We start from the raw sequence: 20,884 nt of genomic DNA on the forward strand, positions 1-20,884 counted from the left end.
GCTCTGGCGTCTGGCCGAGTCAAGGACGACGCTCTCGCGTCGCCGCACGCGGCGGCCCTTCGGGCCGTCCTTGACTCGGCCAGACGCCAGAGCAAGCTCGCCATAAAGGTTTTAAGGCTCGGCCTCGCCGACGCGGGCGGAGGTGGAGGGGTGCGAAGTTTAGCGTGGGATCACACCCACTTGCCCCCACCTGACCGCTTCGCGGTCTGTCCGCCCCCATTGGGGGCGGAGCCTCGCGCCAGCGCTGGTGGCTGAGCTCTTCCCCCCATGGGGGAAGACGATCGCGGAGCGATCCGTAGGGGGGCAAGGGCGTGAGCCGCCGCGCCTAAATCCGCCCGCGGCGCCCGCCCTTGAGCTTGTCCAGCGCCCGCCGGGCGATCTCGGCCTGGGCCGCGACCGGGGCGAGGACGGTTTTCGCCTCCTCCCAGACGGATCCCAGGCCGGCCGCCGCCGGCTTGGCGCGGGGCGTCGGCACGATCAGCGCCACCTTGCGGGCCAGGGTGGCCAGGTCGCCCAGGGCCTTGGCCCGTTCGCGGACCCGGCGGATTTCCGCCGGGTCGTCGCTGGAGTCGAGGATCGCCCAGGCGGCGTCGAGGGCGGCCATGAGCTTGAGTTGCAGGGCTTGGCGCCAGGCGGGGATGTCGGTTTGGGTCATGACCCTAGAATGCGGTCATCCCGCAGGGGTGAGCATCGGAAACCTGCGTTTTTGTGTAAGTAACCGGATTCGTTACAGTCTGTTGCGCGAAGCCTGGGGATAGAGTGTCGTGCGACGGCGGCGGACAGGCCCATGGGCCTGTCCGCAAACGGGGACGGAGGCTGAACAACGCCAGCCCTGTGGATAACTCTTATCCCGTCGCGATCGGCAGGGCCGTCGTGAACTTGATCTGCTCCATGGCGAAGCTCGACGACACGTCGGTCAGCGGCGCGGTGGCGATCAGGCGGCGGTAAAAGCGGTCATAGGCGGCGATGTCGCGGACCACGACCTTCAGCAGATAGTCGACGTCGCCGCTCATCCGGTAGAACTCGACCACCTCGGGCAGGGCCTTTGCCCCGGCCGCGAAGGTCGCCAGCCAGTCATCGTCGTGGCGGCCGGTCTTCACCGCCACGAACACCGTCAGCGACAGGTCCAGGGCCTCGCGGTCGATCAGGGCGACGCGGGCGGTGATCACCCCGCTGTCCTGCAGTCGCTTGACCCGCTTCCAGCACGGGGTTTGGGACAGCCCGACCCGCTCGGCCAGTTCGGCGATCGGGACGGTGGCGTCCTGCTGCAGGATCGCAAGCAGTCGGCGATCGATCTGATCTAGTGAGGTCATTCTTCAAACATGCCTATCAGGAGAACGAAATTCTCCTTTAGTGCCACGACGAGTGATCTGGGACGATGTCATTCTCGGCAAATCGAGGATCATGGGGCGACTCATCCGGGGACCTTCCATGTTCGACGCCTTCACCCGCCATCCGCGCTCGGTCGACGAGACCTATGGCGAGCACATGGCCATGGCCTGGAGCTTCGCCTTCCCCATGCTGCTGGGCGGCCTGGCCTGTTTCGCCCACGGGATCTTCCCGTTCCTGTTCGAGACCACCGGCAGCCGCTGCGTGAAGCTGCTCTACACCCGCATCGCCAACCGGGGCCGCAAGGCGGGGGCCGAGGTGCAGGTCCCCAACTGGGCCGCCTTCGACGCGGTGATCTGACGTCCTCCCCCACGAGGGGAGGACTTGTGACTTCCGCTGCACGGGCCTGTCAGAAAGCGTCGCTGGCGGCGGCGAAATCTCCCCCTTGGCGAGCCCGCCGCGCTGACCCATCCTCGCCGCCAAGAGTCGGGAGAACACCTTGAGCATCTGGACGCGCCGCAAGGCGATCGACACCGCCGCCGGCGATCCCGCCCACGCCCTGAAGAAGACGCTCAGCTGGTACCACCTGATCGCCTTGGGCGTCGGGGCCATCGTCGGCACCGGGATCTACACCCTGACCGGCGTCGGGGCGGGGCTGGCGGGACCGGGGGTGATCCTGTCTTTCCTGATCGCCGGGGCGGTCTGCGCCTGCGCGGCGCTCTGCTATGCCGAGCTGTCGACCATGATTCCCGCCTCGGGCAGCGCTTATACCTACAGCTATGTGGCGATGGGCGAGCCGGTGGCCTGGTTCGTCGGCTGGAGCCTGATCCTTGAATATACCCTGGTCTGCGCGGCCGTGGCGGTCGGCTGGTCGGCCCACGCCCAGGGCCTGTTCCAGGCGGCCGGCTTTCCGCACGCCCTGCTGGCCGGACCGCACCAGGGCGGGATCGTCAACCTGCCGGCGGTGATCATTTCCTTCGCCGTGGCGGGGCTGCTGGCCCTGGGGACCAAGGAGAGCGCCACAGTCAACCTGGTGCTGGTGGCCATCAAGATCCTGGCCCTGGCGGCCTTCGTGGTGCTGACCCTGCCGGCCTTCGACGCCAGCCACTTCACGCCCTTCATGCCCAACGGCTTCGCCGCCCACACCCTGGCGGACGCCGGGCCGGCCGGCGCCAAGGTGGGGGTGATGGCCGCCGCCAGCCTGATCTTCTTCGCCTTCTACGGCTTCGACGCTGTCTCGACCGCCGCCGAGGAGACCAAGAACCCCAAGCGCGACCTGACCATCGGCATCGTCGGTTCGATGCTGATCTGCACGCTGATCTATATGGTCGTGGCCGGCGTGGCGATCGGCGCGTCGCGGGCCGAGGTGTTCTCCAAGAGCGAGGCCCCGCTGGTCTTCATCCTCGAAACCCTGAGCCATCCCAGGATGGCCCAACTGGTCGCCTTGGCTGCGGTGGTCGCTTTGCCCACGGTGATCCTGGCCTTCATGTATGGCCAGAGCCGGATCTTCTTCGTGATGGCCCGCGACGGCCTGCTGCCCGCCGGCCTGGCCAAGGTCAACGCCAAGACCGGCACGCCGGTGCTGATGACCCTGCTGACCGGCGCCCTGTCGGCCCTGCTGTCGGGCTTCCTGTCGCTGAAGGAGATCGCCGAACTGGCCAATGCCGGCACCCTGGCGGCCTTCATCGCCGTGGGCGCCTCGGTGATCATCCTGCGCCGCCGCGAACCCAACCGGCCCCGGGTGTTCTCGACGCCCCTGTGGCAGGTGGTGGCGCCGGCGGGCATCCTGGGCTGCCTGTACCTGTTCTACAGCCTGCCTCAGAAGACCCAGGTCTATTTCCTCGGCGCCCATGTCATCGGGGCGCTGGTCTATGTGGCCTACGGCATGCGCAAGAGTGTGCTGGCGCGGGCGGGTTAGCACCCACCTCTTCCCTTCCGCCCCGCCATCGCTACAGTCGCTTCAAAACAAGTGTTTGAAGCCGGAAGGAAGCGCCATGGCCATGGACCTCGAGACCCGCGACCAATTGATCGACATGGTCCGCCGTTTCGTGACCGAGCGGCTGCGGCCGATCGAGGCCAAGGTGGCCGAGGACGACGCTGTTCCGCCCGAGATCGTCGAGGAGATGAAGGGGCTCGGCCTCTTCGGCCTGTCGATCCCCGAGGACTTCGGCGGGCTGGGCCTCAACATGGAAGAGGAATGCCTGGTCGGGATCGAGCTGGGCCGCGCCTCGCCGGCCTTCCGCTCGGTGTTCGGCACCAATGTCGGCATCGGCAGCCAGGGGCTGGTGATGTTCGGCACGGATGAACAGAAGGCCAAGTGGCTGCCGGGCATCGCGTCGGGCGAGATCATCACCTCGTTCGCCCTCACCGAGCCCGAGGCGGGCTCCGACAGCGCCGCCGTCCAGACCCGCGCCACTCGCGACGGCGACGACTACATCCTGAACGGCTCCAAGCGCTACATCACCAATGCCGGCAAGGCGTCGCTGTTCACGGTGATGGCCCGCACCAATCCTGACGCCAAGGGCGGTTCGGGCGTCTCGGCCTTCCTGGTGCCCAGCGGCCTGCCTGGTCTTTCCGTGAGCAAGCCCGAGAAGAAGATGGGCCAGCAGGGGGCCCATATCCACGACGTCACCTTTGACAATGTCCGCGTCCCGGCCTGGAACCGGCTGGGCGAGGAGGGCGAGGGGTTCAAGGTGGCCATGCAGGTGCTGGACCGCGGGCGGCTGCACATCGCCGGGGTCTGCGTCGGCGTGGCCGAGCGGTTGCTGGTTGATTGCGTGGCCTATGCCAGCGAACGCAAGCAGTTCGGCCAGCCGATTTCCAGCTTCCAGCTGATCCAGGCGATGATCGCCGACAGCAAGACCGAAGCCCTGGCGGCTCGAGCTCTTGTTCTCGAGACAGCCCGCAAGCGCGACGCCGGCGACAACGTCACCCTGGAGGCCGCAGCCGCCAAGCTGTTCGCCTCTGAAATGGTGGGACGGGTGGCCGACCGCGCGGTGCAGATCTTCGGCGGGGCCGGCTATGTCGCCGACTACGGCATCGAGCGCCTGTATCGCGACGTGCGGATCTTCCGGATCTACGAAGGCACCAGCCAGATCCAGCAGCTGATCGTCGCCCGCGAGACGCTCAAGCGGGGCGGTTAGCTCTTCCCCCTCTGGGGGAGGAAGGCCGTAGGCCCGGAGGGGGCAAGTGTTCGCTGCACGGTGAGAGACACTTGCTCCCACCTGGCGGCCCCGCCGCCTGTCCGCCCCCATCGGGGGCGGAGCCTGATAACACCCACCAGAAACGCGAAACGCCTCTGCGGGCCCTGCGCGGAGCGTCCCCGGTAAGGACGCTCCGCGCAGGGCCCGCAGAGGCGTGTTTCAGATCCCCCCGGAAAGCTGGGAGGGAACTTGAAGTTACGCGCCGCCCGGGAAGCGGAAAGGAACCTTCACGGTGCCCGTCTTGGCGCCCATCGGCAGCTTTTCAGCGATGCACATGGCGGCCTTGTCGAAGCCCTTGCCCGCGGCGCTGTTGTCCACGACCTTGCAGGCCGAGAGCTTGCCGGCGTCGGCGGTGCATTCCAGCATCACCTGGGCGGCGTCGCGGGTGTTGGCGAATTGTTGCAGGCAACGGCCCATTTGGTCTTCGAAGCCACCGGCGGCGGAAGCCGCTTGAGCCACGAACAAGCTGCCAGCGATTCCTGCGGCAAAAGCGATCGGATATTTCATCCCGCTGCTCCTAATAGAGTTGTCACGCCCTTCGGACGGTCGCGTCCGTCTGGACGCCTTAGGTTTTTCGCAGGTGCGAGTTAAAATATTCTGAGTCATCGAAAGAATGTTTCTTTTACTTCTCGGTAACCAAGTCTAATGCAACAGCGACTGTGATTTCACTTGAAACAACTCTCTAAAAGACTCTCGCATGCGGGCGTGGGGTCCCATTCCTTAAAAGGCGTCGGAGGTGTTTTTCGGGGGTGCGACACCCCCTGCGGCTAATCAGGCTTAACCAAAGTCAGGAACTGTTAGGATTATACCGTGATGATCCCCCTAGATGTTGGTGATCCGTGCGCACGGATCACCGCAAGAGGGGACAACTGCGATGAAGCGCTTCCGGCTCGTCGATCTTCCATTGATCATCAAAATCGGCTTCGCGCCGGCGTTCGCCCTGTTGATGCTGGCCCTGATGGCCGGCGGCGCGATCGTCGTGCAGAAGAGCCAGTCGGCAGCGCTCAAGCAGGTCGTCGAGCAGGACATGCGGATCAACAGCGACATCCAGTCGCTGTCGCGTCGCATCACCAAGGCGCACGGCACGCTCTACCAGATCCTGGCCTCGAAGGCCGACCCGATGGCGCCGCCGGCCGGACCGCGCATTACCGCCTTGCTCGCCGAGTTCGATGGCCTGAGCAAGGAAATGAAGGCCCTCTCGGCGCGGCTGCCCGCCTCCGAACGCCCGAAGATCGCCTCGCTGGTCAAGTCGCTCGACGAATGCCGCAGCGCCATCGACACCGTCAGCGGCATGATCGACGTCGACACCGGCATGGCCATGAGCTTCGCCGGCAGCTTCGAAGATACCTATGTCAAGATGGCCGCGCAGCTGCAGAAGGTCGTCGACGACGCCGCCGGCCGCGCCACCCAGCAGGCCACCAAGCGCCAGGCCGAAGCCGCCGCCGCGATGAGCGCCACGATCATCATGTCGCTGATCACCCTGCTCGCCGTCGGCACGCTGGCCTTCCTGACCGTCATGACCACCCGCAAGTCGATCGGCGACATCGCCGGCGCGACCGAGAAGCTCTCGCAAGGCGACAACAGCATCGACCTCGACAAGATGACCCGCGGCGACGAGCTGGGCGCCATCGTCCGCTCGCTGAAGGTGTTCCGCGACAATCAGCTGCATCTGGAGCAGATGCGCGCCGAGCAGGAAAAGAACGCCGCCCTGACGGCCGACGAGCGTCGCGCCAAGGAAGAGTCCACGGCCGCCGCCTCCCGCGAGACCGCCCTGGTGGTGTCGTCGCTGGCCGAGGCGCTGGAGCACCTGGCCAAGGGCGACCTGACCTTCCGCGTGGCCGCCGACTTCCCGGGCGACTATGGCAAGCTGAAGGACGACTTCAACGCCGCCATCGCCCAGCTGCAGGAAACCATCAAGGTTATCGCGGCCTCGACGGATGGCCTGCGCACCGGCGCCGACGAGATCGCCCACGCCTCGGACGACCTGTCGCGCCGCACCGAGCAACAAGCCGCCTCTCTGGAAGAGACCGCCGCCGCCCTTGACGAGCTGACCTCCACGGTGCGCCGCACCGCCGCCGGAGCCAAGCAGGCCTCGGAAGTGGTCTCCAGCACCCGCGGTGAAGCCACCCATTCGGGCCAGGTCGTGCACGAGGCCGTCTCGGCCATGGGCGCCATCGAGAAGTCCTCGCAGTCGATCAGCCAGATCATCGGTGTGATTGACGAGATCGCCTTCCAGACCAACCTTCTGGCCTTGAACGCCGGCGTCGAAGCCGCCCGAGCCGGTGACGCGGGCCGAGGCTTCGCGGTCGTGGCCCAGGAAGTGCGGGCCCTGGCCCAGCGCTCCGCCGAAGCGGCCAAGGAGATCAAGACCCTGATCTCCTCCTCGACCCAGCAGGTCGCCTCGGGTGTCAACCTGGTCGGCCAGACCGGCGAGGCCCTGCAGCGCATTGTCACCAAGGTCGGCGAAATCGACGCCCTGGTCACCGAGATCGCCGCCTCGGCCGCCGAGCAGGCGACCGGCCTCAACGAAGTGAACACGGCCGTCAACCAGATGGACCAGGTCACTCAGCAGAACGCCGCGATGGTCGAGCAATCGACCGCCGCCACCCACTCTCTCAAGGGCGAGACCGGCGAGCTGGTGCGGCTGATCGGTCGCTTCCGGGTCGGCGACGGCCGCCAGCAGACCGGCCGTCCGCAGATGGCCGATCCCGCCTACCACGCGCCGGCCGCCAATCCGGTGGCCGAGCAGCGGGCCCGCCTCAACACCTTCGCACGACCCGGTCGTGGCGGAGCCGCCAGCGCGGCGGCCCCGGCCAGAGACGGCTGGGAGGAGTTCTGATGTCGACAGCCATCGCCTTGCCCGAAACCCTTGATCTCAAGGCCTCGGGCCCCCTCAAGCAGGCGTTCGTCGAACGCCGCGGCCAGGACATCGAAGTCCACGCCGACCAGGTTCGCCGTCTCGGCGGCCTGTGCCTACAAGTCCTGATCGCCGCCCGGAAAGCCTGGGCGGAAGACGGAAAACCCTTCTCGATCACGGCCCCTTCGGAGGTCTTTATCGAAACCACCCGCCTGTTCGGCGCCCAAGGGGCGTTGTTCGAGGCCGATTTCCAAGGAGCTGCATCGTGACGCGTACTGTCCTCACGGTCGATGATTCGCGCACGATGCGGGACATGCTGCGCATGGCTCTCGCCGGAGCCGGGTTCAATGTCGTCGAAGCCGTCGACGGCGAGCACGGGTTGGAGGTCCTCGCGGCCCACCGACCCGATGTGATCATCACCGACATCAACATGCCCAAGCTGGACGGCTTCGGATTCATCGAGGCGGTGCGGGTCGATGACGACTATCGCGCCATCCCGATCCTGGTCCTGACCACCGAAAGCGACCCCAGCAAGAAGCAGCGGGCCCGTGAAGCCGGCGCCACCGGCTGGATCGTCAAACCCTTCAACCCCGAGAAGCTGGTCGAAGCCATCCGCCGCGTCGCGGCCTGATCGTCGAGCTCTAGGTACTAAAGACGCTTTGTAGGAAGTCGGGGAATGGACGAGCTAGAGGCCATCAAGGTCACCTTCTTTCAGGAATGCGAGGAACTCCTCGCGGATCTTGAAGGCGGACTCTTGACCATGCAGGACGGCAACGAGGATAGCGACACCGTCAACGCCGTCTTCCGCGCCGTGCACTCGATCAAGGGCGGGGCGGGAGCCTTCGGCCTTGAACCGCTGGTGCGCTTCGCCCACGTGTTCGAGACGCTTCTCGACGCGCTGCGCTCCAACGAGATTCCCAGCAGCCCTGACCTCACGGCCCTGCTGCTGCGCGCCTCGGACGTGCTGGCCGACCATGTCAACGCCGCTCGCGGCCTGGGCGTGGTCGACATGGACGCCTCGGCCGCCATGGCCGCTGAGCTGAAGGCTGTCACCGATCCGTCGGCGGCCCCCGCCGTCGTCGCCGCGCTGGTCGCCCCGGTCGACGACGAGATGGGCATCGCCTTCACCCCCCTCGTCGTCGGCGCCGACGACGGGATGGACGACGACGACATGGACTTCGGCTTTCAGCCGATGACCATCAGCCTGGACGCCCAGGCCGAGGACGCCGCCGTGCTGGACAATGTCTGGACCGTGTCGATCCGCCCGAAGTCCGACCTCTATCGCAAGGCCAACGAGACCGGCCTGCTGCTGCGCGAGCTGGCGCGCCTCGGCCCGATCCAGGCGACCCTGGACGACAGCGCCCTGCCGACCCTGGAATTCCTCGACGCCGAAGCCGCCTACATCACCTGGAGCGTCCGGGTCGAGACCGACCAGGGCGAAGAGGCGATCCGCGAAGTCTTCGAATTCGTCGACGGCGACTGCGAACTGGAAATCACCCGCGGCGAATCGCCGGTCGCCGACGTGCTGGCCAGCCTGCTGGACATCGACGCCCCGGCGCCGATCGCTGAAGAGCCCGCTTTCGAGCCAATCGCCCCGGAGCCGGTCGCGGTCGCTCCCCCCGTCGTTGCCCCGGCCTCCGTTTCCGCGCCGCCGCCCGCCGCGCCGCCCGTGGCCGCCAACGCCCCGGCGGCCGCCCCCTCGGCGGCGAAGCCGGCCCAGATCGACGTGCCCGGTCCCGGCCAGTCGGTGATCCGCGTCGATCCCGAGCGCATCGACCACCTGATCGACCTGGTCGGCGAGTTGGTGATCAACCAGGCCATGCTGGCCCAACGCGTCGGCGAATACGGCATCGCCCCATCCTCCAACCTGGCCATGGGTCTGGATGAGCTGGAACAGCTCACCCGCCAGATCCAGGACAGCGTGATGGCCATCCGCGCCCAACCGGTGAAGTCGGTATTCCAGCGCATGCCGCGCCTGGTCCGCGAAGTCGCCAACATGACGGGCAAGCAGGCCCGCCTGGTGATGGACGGCGAGAATACCGAGGTCGACAAGACGGTCATCGAGCGTCTGGCCGATCCCATCACCCACATGCTGCGCAACGCCATAGACCACGGGCTGGAAAGCCCCGAGGAGCGCAAGGCGGCCGGCAAGAATCCCGAAGGCGTCGTGCGCCTGGCGGCCCTGCACCGCAGCGGCCGGATCGTCATCGAGGTCCAGGACGACGGCAAGGGCATCAACCGCGAGCGGGTGCTGTCGATCGCCGTCAAGAAGGGCCTGATCTCTCCGGACATCACCCTGACCGACGAGGAGATCGACAACCTGATCTTCCTGCCGGGCTTCTCGACCGCCGACAAGATTTCGGACGTCTCGGGTCGCGGCGTCGGCATGGACGTGGTCAAGCGCAGCGTCCAGGCGCTGGGCGGCCGCATCTCGATCACCTCGCGCCCCGGCCTGGGCTCGACCTTCACTCTCAGTCTGCCCCTGACCCTGGCCGTCCTCGACGGCATGGTGGTCGACGTGGCGGGCGAGACCCTGGTCATTCCGCTGGCCTGCATCGTCGAGAGCCTGCGGCCCAAGGCCGAGGAAATCCGGCCCCTGGGTCCGACCGGCTCAGTCCTGGCCGTGCGTGACAGCTTCGTACCGCTGATCGATGTGGGCCTGACCCTGAACTACCGTAGCAAGTCGCCGTCGCCGACCGAGGGCGTGGTGCTGCTGGTCGAAGGTGAAGACGGCTCGCGCGCCGCCCTGGTGGCCGACGCCATCCACGGTCAGCGCCAGGTGGTCATCAAGTCGCTGGAGCAGAACTACCAGCAGGTCGAGGGCGTCGCCGCCGCGACGATCCTGGGCGACGGCCGCGTGGCCTTGATCCTGGACGTCGACGCGGTGATCAACCTGCGCCGTCGCAGCCCGCCGCTGCCGTCCGATCCCACTCTCATCGCCGCAGAATGAGCCCGATGAACGAGCACCACACCACCCCCAGCGCCGCGACCCGCGAACTGATCTCGTTCCGCGTGGGCGAGCAGGAATACTGCGTGGACATCATGGCCGTCCGCGAGATCCGCGGCTGGAGCCCGGCGACCACGCTGCCGCAATCGCCCAGCTACATGCGCGGCGTGATCAACCTGCGTGGTGCGGTGCTGCCGATCATGGACCTGGCCTGCCGGATCGGCATGCCGACCACCGAGCCCAGTGTCCGCAGCGTGTTCATCGTGGTTCAGGCCGGCGACCGCACGGTCGGCCTGCTGGTCGATGCGGTGTCCGACATCCTGTCGATCACCGACGAGATGTGCCAGCCGACGCCCGACATCGCCTGCGAGAACGTCCGCCACTTCGTGCGCAACATCATTTCCATCGAGGGCCGGATGATCAGCGAAATCTCGCTGGAACGCCTGCTCCCCGAACGCGAGGCCCTGGCCGCCTAGATGACCACGCCTTCAACCTCCTTTTCGGATCGCCGCGAGGCCCTCGTCGATGGCGAGTTCGCCTTTACGAACGCCGACTTCAAGCGGATCGCGGCCCTGCTGTATGATCAGGCGGGCATCAGCCTGCCCGACAGCAAGGCGACGCTGGTCTATTCGCGCCTGGCCAAGCGTTTGCGCACCCTGGGTCTGAAGACCTTCACCGAATACTGCAGCTTCGTGGCGCAGGACGGCAATGTGGACGAGCAGCAGCACATGCTGCGGGCTCTGACGACAAACGTCACCCGGTTCTTCCGTGAGCCCCACCACTTCGACGACCTGCGCGCCAACATCCTGGAGCCCATGGCCGACAAGGTGCGGGCCGGCGGCCGCCTGCGCCTGTGGTCGGCGGCCAGCTCGTCGGGCCAGGAGCCGTATTCGATGGCCTTTACCGTGCTGTCGGTCTGGCCGAACGCGGCCGACCTCGACATCCGGATCCTGGGCACCGACATCGACACCAACGTCCTGGCGACCGGTCGGGCCGCAGTCTACGAGGAGACACTCCTCGAAGGCATTCCGGGCAACATGCGCAACCAGTATTTCGAGCGCGACGCCAGCGACCGCCGCAGCTTCCGGGTCTGCGAGGCTGCGCGCCAGATGGTGTCGTTCCGCGAGCTGAACCTCAATGGCCCGAGCTGGCCGATGAAGGGTCAGTTCGACGCGATCTTCTGCCGCAACGTGGTGATCTATTTCGACGAGCCCACCCAGGAGCGGGTCTGGCAGCGCTTCGCGCCGCTGGTCGCCCCGCATGGCAAGCTCTATGTCGGCCATTCCGAGCGCGTCGGCGCTTCGGTCACGGCCTTTGAAAGCGCCGGCCTGACCGCCTATCGCAAGGCGGGAGCTCGCTGATGCCCAAGATTCGCGTTCTCGTCGTCGACGACTCCGCCACCATGCGGGGCCTGATCACGGCCGCTCTCAACCGTGACCCCGACATCGAGGTGGTCGGCGCCGCCGGCGACCCGTTCGAGGCCCGCGGCATGATCAAGGCCTTGAACCCTGACGTCGTCACCCTCGACATCGAGATGCCGAACATGAACGGCATTGAGTTCCTCGAGAAGATCATGCGCCTGCGCCCGATGCCGGTGGTCATGGTCTCCAGCCTGACCCAGGCTGGGGCCGAGATGACCCTGCGGGCCCTGGAGCTCGGCGCGGTCGACTGCGTGGCCAAGCCGACGCTGGCGACCAACACCGCCGACGCCCTCAACGAGGTCGCCGTCAAGGTGAAGGCCGCGGCGCGGGCCTCGGTCCGCACCAAGCCCGACGACAAGCCGGCCGTGCGGCGCAAGGACTACGTGCCCTCTGGCGACATCGTGGCGATCGGCTCGTCGACCGGCGGGGTGGAAGCCCTGCTGTCGATCCTCAGCCTGTTTCCCGAAACCTGCCCCCCGACAGTGATCACCCAGCACATGCCGGCGACCTTCACCGCCAGCTTCGCCGCGCGGCTCGACCGGGCCAGCGGCGCCAAGGTGGCCGAAGCCGTCGACGGCGCCCTGCTGGAGCCGGGCAAGGTCTATGTCGCTCCGGGCGGCGCCACCCATCTGGAAGTCGTCCGTTCCGCCGGGCTGCGCTGCCGCCTGACCCAGGGCGACCCGGTCACAGGTCACCGGCCCTCGGTCGACGTGCTCTTCAACTCGGTAGCCCAGGCCGTCGGCGAGAAGGCGGTCGGGGCGATCCTGACCGGCATGGGCCGCGACGGCGCGCAGGGCCTGCTGACCATGCGCAAGGCCGGCGCCCGCACCTTGGGCCAGGACGAGCAAAGTTGCGTCGTCTACGGCATGCCCAGAACGGCTTTTGAGCTCGGCTCGGTGGAGAAGCAGGTTTCCCTGTCCTCCATGGGCCAAACAATCCTCGATCTGGCCTCCGCGAGGCGATGAACCCATGCCCCTAGCAAACACCATTTCCGTTCTCGTCGTCGATGACCAGCTGACCATGCGGGCGTTGATCCGCAACGCCTTGCAGCAGATCGGATTCAAGGACATCCGCGAAGCGCCGGATGGCGAGGAGGCGCTCAAGCAACTCCTGTCCAAGCCTGCCAACCTGGTCATCTCGGACTTCAACATGCCGAAGATGGACGGCCTGGCCCTGCTGCGCGCGGTCCGCTCGCACCCGCCGATCCGCCAGACCGCCTTCGTCATGCTGACCGGCCGGGCCGACCGCGAGTTGGTCCAGCGCGCCGTGCAGTTCGGCGTCAACAACTATTGCGTCAAGCCCTTCACGGTCCAAGGCCTGCGGGACAAGATCGAACAAGTCTTCGGGCAACTGACATGATGGCGCAGGCTCACGCTGAAGACTCCGGACCCGCGATCAAGGTCCATGTCACCCAGGGCGAAAGCCATGTGTCGTCCGATCCGTCGGTGGTGATGACCACCGTGCTGGGCTCGTGCATCGCCGCCTGCCTGCGCGACCCGACCACGGGTATCGGCGGCATGAACCACTTTCTGCTGCCCGACACCGGCGGCCGGGCCAATAACGATAACGGCGACGCCGTCCGTTACGGCGCCTATGCGATGGAACTGCTGATCAACGGTCTGCTGAAGAAGGGCGCGCGCCGCGACCGCCTTGAGGCCAAGATCTTCGGCGGCGGCAAGCTGTTCGACGGCCTCTCGGACGTCGGCGCCAGCAACGCCGAATTCGCCGAGCGCTTCCTGCGCGACGAAGGCATTCCGATCGTCTCGTCCAGCACCGGCGGGCTTTCGGCCCGGCGGGTCGAGTTCTGGCCCGCGTCCGGCCGGGTTCGCCAGCGCTTGGTCGCCGTCGACAACGCCCCGACCGAAGTCCGTCGTCCCACCCCCGCGCCCGCCGCGAGCGGCGGCGACCTGGAGCTGTTCTGACCTCATGATCGCCCAGCCGCTGCCCCTATCCGACAGTCTTGTCACCCCGGACCATCAGCTCCCGGTGGGCGAGCTTTCGCGTCGGCTGGCGGCGGAACTGCAGGCGGCGGCGGCGATCTGCCGGGACTGCGAACACATCGCCGGCGACCTGGCCAGCGGCGGCGCGGCCCTCGAGAGCCTGTCGCGCCTGCAGGCCCTCGACGAGCTGAGCCAGCGCTTGCACGGTCTGTCGGACGTGCTGTCGCGGATCAGCCAGCACGCCTCGGGGGAGTGGAACATGGCCATCGAGCCCCTGCTGGAAGGCCTGGGCCTGGCCGACCTGGTGGTCCGTCTGCGCAACGCCGAGCCGCACAAGGGTTGGGTCGCCGAAGCCGGCGAACTCGATTTCTTCTAAAATCATGCCCGAAGCGCTTAAGGCCTCGGCCCGGATCAATCTGGAGAAGGTCGGCGTCCTGCTGGTCGACGACAGCCCCGCGTCGCTAAACCTGCTGGCCCAGATCATCCTTGGGTTCGGCATCAAGAAACTGCAGCGGGCCGACAACGCCAAGTCCGCTCAGGCCTTGCTGCGCGAGCGCACCTTCGACCTGATCATCAGCGCCACCAACATGGCCGCGATCGACGGCTACGAACTGGTCCGTTGGCTGCGGCGCGGCGCGCTGGAGGCCAACCGCTACCTGCCGGTCATCCTCGTCTCGGGCCACACGCCGCCCTCCCAGGTGTTCAAGGCGCGCGACGCCGGCGCCAATTTCACGGTCGCCAAGCCGATCGCGCCCAAGGTGCTGCTTGAGCGCATCCTCTGGGCGGCCAAGGAAGAGCGCCAGTTCATAGAATGCGACAGCTATCTTGGGCCAGACCGGCGCTTCAAGAACGATGGACCGCCTGCTGACACCAAGGGCCGTCGTCGCGACGACCCGCCCGAAGCTCGCCGCCCGCCCGCTGAATCCCAAGCCCCGACCGATGGTTCGGCGCCCGCCGCGAAGGTCGTTTCATGAGCGTCGTCCGAAAGTTCCGCGCCCCCAACCGCCTGTCCATGCTGATCAAGGCCGCCGGCGGTCCGATGGCTCAGGACGCGTTGAAGGCGGCCGAGACGGCGCTCGAGCCCCTGCGGGCCGAGTCCATGGCGGTGCTCGACGCCGCCCTGGCCGAGATCGACGCCCGCTACGGCAAGCCAGCCGCGGCCACCCGCGCCGGCGAAACCTTCCAGGATCTGTATGTCCTGGCGCTGCGCATCATCGACGTCTCGGGCTTTCTCCCGGGTTCCTGCGTCGATCAGGCGGCGCTCTCGTTCTGTGCGCTGGTGGACAATTGCATCGAGGCCAACGCCTGGCGTTGGGACGCGATCGACGTCCACATCAACGCCCTGCGTCTGCTGCGCACGGCAGGATTGACCGCCGATCAGAGACAGGCGGTGATCGCCGGACTCAACAAGGTCAGCCAGCATCGCCTCGACGACGCGAACTAGGCATTTACGGGTCGTGTGACCGAAACGACACGTTTCCACGCTGCGACACAGCGCCACCTTCTAGCCATCTTGTAGAGGGTGGTTTCATTTGGTACCGGTTTCATTGCTACCGGTGTCAGGACAACGTCACATGCTGATGTGACACCGGTGTCAAAATTAGACGGCTCGAGGAAGCAGCCGCGCTGGAAGGAAGCGCGATTGCACACTTCGGCCGGGCGACGCGAAAGCGTCGTTTAAAAAAAGTGGTTACGGGAGGAGGAACCATTGTCTCAGGTTTTTAAGGGGCGCGCTCGCGCTCTCAAGTTCGGTGTCTCGACGAGCGCCATCGCCCTGGTGCTGGCCATTGCCGGCGCGGCCGCCGCTCAAACGGCTCCGGCCGCCGCCCCCGCCGACGATACGGCGGTCGAGGAAGTGGTCGTCACCGGCTTCCGGGCCAGCCTGGCCAACGCCCTCGACATCAAGCGTCGTGAAAACGACCTCGTCGATGTCATCAAGGCCCAGGATATCGCCGACTTCCCCGACCTGAACCTGGCCGAGTCGCTGCAGCGCGTGCCGGGCGTGTCAATCGATCGTGACGGCGGCGAAGGCCGCTCGATCACCGTTCGCGGCCTGGGTCCGGATTTCACCGTCGTGCGCCTGAACGGCCTGGAGGCCCTGGCCACCACCGGCGGCAAGGACAGCTCGGGCGGCGCCAACCGCGGCCGCCAGTTCGACTTCAGCATCTTCGCCTCGGAACTGTTCAACAGCATCACCGTGCGCAAGTCGACCTCGGCCATCAATGAAGAAGGCTCGCTGGGCGCGATCATCGACCTGCAGGCCTCGCGTCCGTTCGACTTCAGCGGCTCGGCCCTGAGCATGGGCGCCAAGCTTGGCTGGAACGACCTGTCGCGCAAGCAAGACCCGCGCTTCACCGCCTTGGCCAGCAGGCGCTGGGACACCGGCATCGGCGAAATCGGCGCCCTGATCTCAGTGGCCTATGCCGAGCGCAAGACGCTGGAAGAAGGCTCCTCGACCGGCCGTTGGGAAAACCCCAGCGTCGCCTTCAACAGCGCGACGTCGTTCCCCTGCGTGACCGTGTCGACGGCCCAGCCGGGGGGCGCGCCGCCGATCACCTCGGGCTATAATCCCCAGACCCCCGGCTTCGTGCCCGGCGGCCCGACGGCAGCCACCTCTGCGGCCTGCGGCACCATTGGCACTGTGACGGGGGGCACCACCCCGACAGGTGCCCTGCCGACGGCCGCGCAGGCCAACGGCCTCTGGCATCCACGCATCCCGCGCTATGGCCGCCTGCAATATGACCAGAAGCGCCTGGGCGTGACCGGTTCGCTGCAATGGCGCCCGACCGAAAACTCGACCCTGAGCTTCGACGCCTTGCTGGCCAAGTTCACCAACAATCGCGACGAGACCTATCTGGAAACCATCTCGTTCAGCCGCAGCGGCCAAGGCCTGCCGCAGACCGACGTGGTCAGCTTCCAGGCCGACGACAAGGGTCAGCTAATCAAGGGCACGTTTGACGATGTCGATGCGCGCGTCGAATATCGCCACGACGACCTGAAGACCGAATTCAACCAGTTCACCCTGACCTACGACACCAAGTTCGGCGACGCCGGCCACTTGAACGTCGTCTACGGCCAGTCGCGTTCGATCCAGGACAACCCGGTCCAAACGACCTTCTCATTCGACCGCTACAACACCGACGGCTATAGCTACGACTATTCGGCCGATCAGAATCTCCCGACCCTGAACTACGGTTTCGACCCGACCAACCCGGCCAACTTCGAGTATCGTCCGACCGCCGACAGGGGCGACGTTTCGCTGCTGCGCCTGCGTCCCAGCAAGGCGGTCAATACCTTCAAGACCCTCCGCGCCGACGTCGACTACGAGATCTTCAACGGCTTCAAGCTGCGCTACGGCGGCGACTACAAGGAATACGGCTTCTCCTCGTCGGAGCAGCGCCTGTTTTCGCGCAATCTGACCCCGGGCGTGGGCAACACCTTCACGGCCGAAGCCGGCTTCGCCTTGCCCGCCGGCGTCACCGTCGCCGACGTCTCACGCCTGATCACCGGCTTCGGCCGTGGCCTCGACGTGCCGGCCGGCGTTCCGACCTCCTGGATCGCGCCCGACCTCGACAAGCTGAAGAAGGTGATCGGTTACGACTGCAACTGTATCAACGCCAACGGCGACTTCCGTCTCAGCGTCCTGAACCAGTTGGGCGCGCTGCGTGAAATCACCGAGAAGGACACCGCCTTCTACATCCAGGGTGACTTTGACTACGACCTCTTCAACATGCCGGTGCGCGGCAATCTCGGCGTCCGCTATGTGAAGACCGACCAGGCCGCGCTCGGCCACTACAACGCCGGGAACGTCCCCGTCACGGTCGCCACTCCGATCGGCAACCTGTCCGAACAGCTCGCGACGGACGCCGTCCAGTCGGTCAGCCGCGAATACCACAATACCCTGCCGGCCTTGAACGTCTCGGTTCAGCCGATGGAGAACTTCTTCATCCGCTTCGCCGCCGCCAAGGTGATGACGCGTCCGCAACTGCAGAACCTGACGCCGGGCTTTACCGCCCAGAGCCAGACCGCCCAGACCCTGACCCGCGGCAATCCGGACCTCGATCCGATGTTGGCCAACAATCTTGACCTGAGCTTCGAATGGTATCCGGACAAGGAAACCCTGCTGTCGGCGGGCTTCTTCCAGAAGGACATCAAGTCGTACATCCAGCAGACGGCCGAAGTGATGCCGTTCTCGGAAACGGGGCTGCCGGCCAGCTTGCTGACCAACGGCAACACCACCTCGACCCCGTTCACCGTGACGACCAATGTCAACAGCCCCGGCGGCAAGTTGAAGGGTTTCGAACTCAGCGCCCAGCGTCCGTTCACCTTCCTGCCGGCCCCGTTCGACAAGTTTGGCGCGATCGCGAACTACACCCACGTCAAGAGCGACATCGCCTACATCATCAGGGCTCCGACCTATGGCGTGCCCGCCGGATCTCCGGCTGGAACGCCGCGGACCCTGCTGACGCCGGCGGTGATGGTCACCCAGCCGCTGATCAACCTGTCGCCCGACGCCTACAACCTCACGCTCTACTATGAAAACGCCGGCTTCAAGGCTCGGATCTCGGGCTCCTATCGCGACGCCTACCTGATCCAGGTCGCCCCTACCGCGACCAACAACAACGACGTGCGGATCAAGGAAAAGACCTTCAACCTGGACGGCCAGGTGAGCTACTCGTTCGACAAGTTCACGGTGACCCTGGAAGCCATCAACCTGACCGATCAGGAAGACAGCAAGGTCGACGACTCGACGCGCATGAGCCCGGAAGAGTACGTGCACTTCGGTCGCCAGTATTATCTGGGCGTGCGCTACAAGTTCTAGGTCGCCTTTCCTCCCCGAAAACGACCAAGGGCGCCGGTGAAAACCGGCGCCTTTTTTTTTGCGTTTGTGGAAAACTTGGGAGCCCGTCCAGAACAGTGGACTAGAGGCTGGAGACCCCGTCGATCCAGGTTTCGCGCACGTTCAGGGCGTCGTCGAGCAACACGAGATCGGCGACCATGCCGGCCGCGATGGTCCCACGCTCGTCCGCCAGGCCCAGGAAGTCGGCCGGAGTGCGCGAGGCGATCATCACCGCTTCTTCCAGGGTCAGGCCCATCATCGAGATGGCGTTGCGCACCGCGCCGATCATGTCGAGGTCCGAGCCCGCCAGGGTCCCATGATCATCGACGCAGACGCCATCGACCACGCGAATGTGGCGGCCCTGAAGGTCGAAACTCTTGTCGATCATGCCAACCGTCGGCATGGCGTCGGTCACCAGCATGAAGCGGTTCAAGGGACGGGTGCGCAGCGCGATGCGCAGCACGACGGGATCGACGTGGCGGCCATCGACAATGATCCCGCACCAGGCGTGGAGACTCTCCAGCGCCGCCCCGACCACGCCAGGCTCGCGGCTGGTCAGAGGCGACATGGCGTTGAACAGGTGGGTGAAGCCGGTCAGGCCGGCGTCCAGCGCCTTGCGCACCGTTCCATAGGCGGCGTTGGTGTGGCCGGCGGCCACGGTGACGCCGGCCGCCGCCAGGCGCCGGACCATGTCGGGCGTGGTGGTCTCGGGCGCCAGGGTGACCAGGGTCTTGCCGCGCTTGAGCGAGCTCAGCAGCGCCACGGCCTCGTCGTCGAGGATCCGGAACTTGCCGGCGTCGTGGATGCCCTTGCGCTTCACATTGAGGAACGGCCCCTCGATATGGATGCCCAGCACGCCGGGCACGCCCGCCTTGATCGCCTGTTCAGTGGCGCGCATGGCCGCGTCGACCACGGCCAGGTCGTCGCTGATCAGGGTCGGCAGGAAGCCGGTGGTGCCATAGGGCCTGTGCGCCGCGCCGATCGCTTCGATCGCCTCGACCGTGGTGTGGTCGTTGAACAGCACCCCGCCGCCGCCATTGACCTGGGTATCGATGAAGCCGGGAACCAGCAGTCCGCCGTCCAGGTCGTGGCGCGTCACGCCGACTGGCGTGTCAGCGCTGTCCAAGACGCCTTCGATCCGTCCGTCGCGGATCGTCACGGCATTGCCATCGACGATCCCGTCTTCCGTCAGGATGCGGCCATTAACGAGAACAAGCTGCATCAGACGGTTTCTGTGACCTTGTTGAGGTGGGGCGGACTGTCGGGATCGTAGCCGCGCGCCACCGACAGCGCATTGGCCATTCGGTAGAAGCTCTGGATCATCAGGATCGGCTCGATCACCGGGTGGGCGGCGAGCGCCGGCAGGACCCCGGCGCCCGTTTCACCGGCGCCGGCCAGGAGCACGTCGGCTCCACGCGCGGCCAGGCCCTTGGCCATGGCGTCGACGCTGCCCCGGCTCTCGTCGTTCTGGGCGAACACCAGGGCGGGAAAGCCCTGCTTCACCAGGGCCATTGGGCCGTGTAGCACCTCGGCGGCGCTGAAGGCCTCGGCGTGCAGGCCGCAGGTCTCCTTGAACTTCAGGGCCGCTTCCTGCGCCACGCCATAGCCCACGCCCCGGCCCAGCACATAGAGGTTCCGGGCCAGCTTGAGGCGCTCGACGGCGGGGGTCCAGTCCAGGGTCCAGGCCTGGGCCAGCAAGGCGGGCAGGGTGGCGAGCCCGGCGGTCAGCTCGGCGTCTTCGGTCCAGGCAGCCACCAGCTGGGCGATGGCGGCCAGGGCGGCGATATAGGACTTGGTGGCCGCGACGCTCAGTTCGGGTCCGGCGTGCAGCGGCAGCACTTCGTCGACCAGCGCGGCCAGGGGCGAGTTCACGTCATTGACCAGGGCGATCGTGAAGGCGCCGGCCTTCTTGGCGGCCTGCACGGCCGACAGCAGGTCCGGGCTCTGCCCCGACTGCGAAATGGCCAGGTAGAGCGCGCTATCCAGGCCCTGGGGCGCGGCATAGACCGAGCTGACCGAAAGGGCGGCCGACGAGGTCAGGACGCCGGTGCGCGTTTCGACGAGATATTTGGCGAAGGTGGCGGCGTGGTCCGAGCTGCCCCGGGCGCAGGTCACCACGGCGCGCGGCGGGCTGGCGCGCAGGCGGGCGGCGATCTTCTCGGCCCGGGCGGCGTTGGCCCCCAGCTGGGCGGCGACAACGTGCGAGGCCTGGCCGGCCTCAAGGAACATGCGGGTGGATTCCGCCGTCAGCCGCCCATGCCCGGTGGAGTGCTCGGCGGGGGGTGCGGGTCGGGTCAAGACGTTAGCCTCCAAGGCAGGCGTTCCTTTAGATCAGAGCGCTGGCAAA

General features: G+C 66.6%; 21 protein-coding genes. 16 read left to right on the forward strand and 5 right to left on the reverse strand.

What is annotated here, in order from left to right:
• Positions 1-325 precede the first annotated feature (325 nt).
• Both ACP694_RS05295 and ACP694_RS05300 read right to left on the reverse strand, forming a co-directional pair.
• Complete coding sequence (locus ACP694_RS05295) at positions 326-655, reverse strand: hypothetical protein (protein WP_426010980.1); 330 nt, start codon at positions 653-655, stop codon at positions 326-328.
• Positions 656-845: 190 nt separating this feature from the next.
• Entirely contained in the window at positions 846-1,313 is a 468-nt protein-coding gene (locus ACP694_RS05300; protein ID WP_426010982.1) for an Lrp/AsnC family transcriptional regulator, read from the reverse strand.
• A gap of 118 nt (positions 1,314-1,431) precedes the next feature.
• On the opposite strand from ACP694_RS05300, the gene ACP694_RS05305 reads away from it, so the two are divergent.
• The 3 genes from ACP694_RS05305 (at position 1,432) to ACP694_RS05315 (ending at position 4,472) form a co-directional block, all read left to right on the forward strand.
• Positions 1,432-1,689, forward strand: a complete 258-nt coding sequence (locus ACP694_RS05305; protein ID WP_426010983.1) for a DUF6356 family protein — start codon at positions 1,432-1,434, stop codon at positions 1,687-1,689.
• A 139-nt stretch (positions 1,690-1,828) separates the two neighbouring features.
• A complete protein-coding gene (locus tag ACP694_RS05310; RefSeq protein ID WP_426010985.1) occupies positions 1,829-3,247 on the forward strand; it encodes an amino acid permease in 1,419 nt (472 codons plus the stop codon).
• 76 nt (positions 3,248-3,323) lie between these two features.
• Positions 3,324-4,472 carry an acyl-CoA dehydrogenase family protein gene (locus ACP694_RS05315; protein ID WP_426010987.1) on the forward strand — a complete coding sequence of 383 codons (1,149 nt, stop codon included), beginning with the start codon at positions 3,324-3,326 and terminating at the stop codon, positions 4,470-4,472.
• Between the two features lie 255 nt (positions 4,473-4,727).
• On the opposite strand, the gene ACP694_RS05320 is transcribed toward ACP694_RS05315, so the two are convergent.
• Positions 4,728-5,039, reverse strand: a complete 312-nt coding sequence (locus ACP694_RS05320) for a hypothetical protein (RefSeq protein WP_426010988.1) — start codon at positions 5,037-5,039, stop codon at positions 4,728-4,730.
• A gap of 319 nt (positions 5,040-5,358) precedes the next feature.
• Between ACP694_RS05320 and ACP694_RS05325 the strand changes: the two genes are divergently transcribed.
• From ACP694_RS05325 to ACP694_RS05385, 13 genes are all read left to right on the forward strand, one after another.
• Positions 5,359-7,371 (forward strand): methyl-accepting chemotaxis protein, encoded by a 2,013-nt coding sequence (locus tag ACP694_RS05325; RefSeq protein ID WP_426010990.1) that lies wholly within the window; start codon positions 5,359-5,361, stop codon positions 7,369-7,371.
• Complete coding sequence (locus tag ACP694_RS05330; protein WP_426010991.1) at positions 7,371-7,658, forward strand: STAS domain-containing protein; 288 nt, start codon at positions 7,371-7,373, stop codon at positions 7,656-7,658. The genes ACP694_RS05325 and ACP694_RS05330 overlap by 1 nt, the downstream gene beginning before the upstream one ends.
• On the forward strand, positions 7,655-8,020 hold the full coding sequence (locus ACP694_RS05335; protein WP_426010992.1) for a response regulator: 366 nt from the start codon (positions 7,655-7,657) through the stop codon (positions 8,018-8,020). Before ACP694_RS05330 ends, ACP694_RS05335 begins: the two co-directional genes overlap by 4 nt.
• A 45-nt stretch (positions 8,021-8,065) precedes the next feature.
• Positions 8,066-10,339, forward strand: coding sequence for a chemotaxis protein CheA (locus tag ACP694_RS05340; RefSeq protein WP_426010993.1), 2,274 nt, complete (start codon positions 8,066-8,068; stop codon positions 10,337-10,339).
• A gap of 5 nt (positions 10,340-10,344) precedes the next feature.
• On the forward strand, positions 10,345-10,812 hold the full coding sequence (locus ACP694_RS05345) for a chemotaxis protein CheW (RefSeq protein ID WP_426010995.1): 468 nt from the start codon (positions 10,345-10,347) through the stop codon (positions 10,810-10,812).
• Positions 10,813-11,697: a CheR family methyltransferase gene (locus ACP694_RS05350; protein ID WP_426010996.1), complete on the forward strand. Its 885-nt coding sequence runs from the start codon at positions 10,813-10,815 to the stop codon at positions 11,695-11,697. It abuts the gene before it with no gap.
• Positions 11,697-12,722: a protein-glutamate methylesterase/protein-glutamine glutaminase gene (locus tag ACP694_RS05355; RefSeq protein ID WP_426010997.1), complete on the forward strand. Its 1,026-nt coding sequence runs from the start codon at positions 11,697-11,699 to the stop codon at positions 12,720-12,722. The genes ACP694_RS05350 and ACP694_RS05355 overlap by 1 nt, the downstream gene beginning before the upstream one ends.
• Positions 12,723-12,726: 4 nt before the next feature.
• Positions 12,727-13,116, forward strand: coding sequence for a response regulator (locus ACP694_RS05360; RefSeq protein WP_426010998.1), 390 nt, complete (start codon positions 12,727-12,729; stop codon positions 13,114-13,116).
• Positions 13,116-13,679 carry a chemotaxis protein CheD gene (locus tag ACP694_RS05365; RefSeq protein WP_426011300.1) on the forward strand — a complete coding sequence of 188 codons (564 nt, stop codon included), beginning with the start codon at positions 13,116-13,118 and terminating at the stop codon, positions 13,677-13,679. The genes ACP694_RS05360 and ACP694_RS05365 overlap by 1 nt, the downstream gene beginning before the upstream one ends.
• Positions 13,680-13,683: 4 nt before the next feature.
• Positions 13,684-14,073 carry a chemotaxis protein CheU gene (locus ACP694_RS05370; protein WP_426010999.1) on the forward strand — a complete coding sequence of 130 codons (390 nt, stop codon included), beginning with the start codon at positions 13,684-13,686 and terminating at the stop codon, positions 14,071-14,073.
• Positions 14,074-14,077: 4 nt separating this feature from the next.
• A complete protein-coding gene (locus ACP694_RS05375; protein WP_426011000.1) occupies positions 14,078-14,671 on the forward strand; it encodes a response regulator in 594 nt (197 codons plus the stop codon).
• The gene (locus ACP694_RS05380) at positions 14,668-15,141 is read left to right on the forward strand and encodes a chemotaxis protein CheE (RefSeq protein ID WP_426011001.1); all 474 of its coding nucleotides are present in this window, start codon (positions 14,668-14,670) and stop codon (positions 15,139-15,141) included. The genes ACP694_RS05375 and ACP694_RS05380 overlap by 4 nt, the downstream gene beginning before the upstream one ends.
• A 264-nt stretch (positions 15,142-15,405) precedes the next feature.
• Positions 15,406-18,519 carry a TonB-dependent receptor gene (locus tag ACP694_RS05385; RefSeq protein WP_426011002.1) on the forward strand — a complete coding sequence of 1,038 codons (3,114 nt, stop codon included), beginning with the start codon at positions 15,406-15,408 and terminating at the stop codon, positions 18,517-18,519.
• 100 nt (positions 18,520-18,619) lie between these two features.
• Here ACP694_RS05385 and nagA read toward each other — a convergent pair whose 3' ends face one another.
• Positions 18,620-19,759, reverse strand: coding sequence for an N-acetylglucosamine-6-phosphate deacetylase (nagA, locus tag ACP694_RS05390; protein WP_426011004.1), 1,140 nt, complete (start codon positions 19,757-19,759; stop codon positions 18,620-18,622).
• Positions 19,759-20,850 carry an SIS domain-containing protein gene (locus ACP694_RS05395; protein ID WP_426011006.1) on the reverse strand — a complete coding sequence of 364 codons (1,092 nt, stop codon included), beginning with the start codon at positions 20,848-20,850 and terminating at the stop codon, positions 19,759-19,761. The genes nagA and ACP694_RS05395 overlap by 1 nt, the downstream gene beginning before the upstream one ends.
• Between the last annotated feature and the right edge of the window lie 34 nt (positions 20,851-20,884).

This window comes from Caulobacter sp. DWR2-3-1b2 (assembly GCF_049896345.1).
Taxonomy (GTDB): Bacteria; Pseudomonadota; Alphaproteobacteria; order Caulobacterales; family Caulobacteraceae; genus Caulobacter.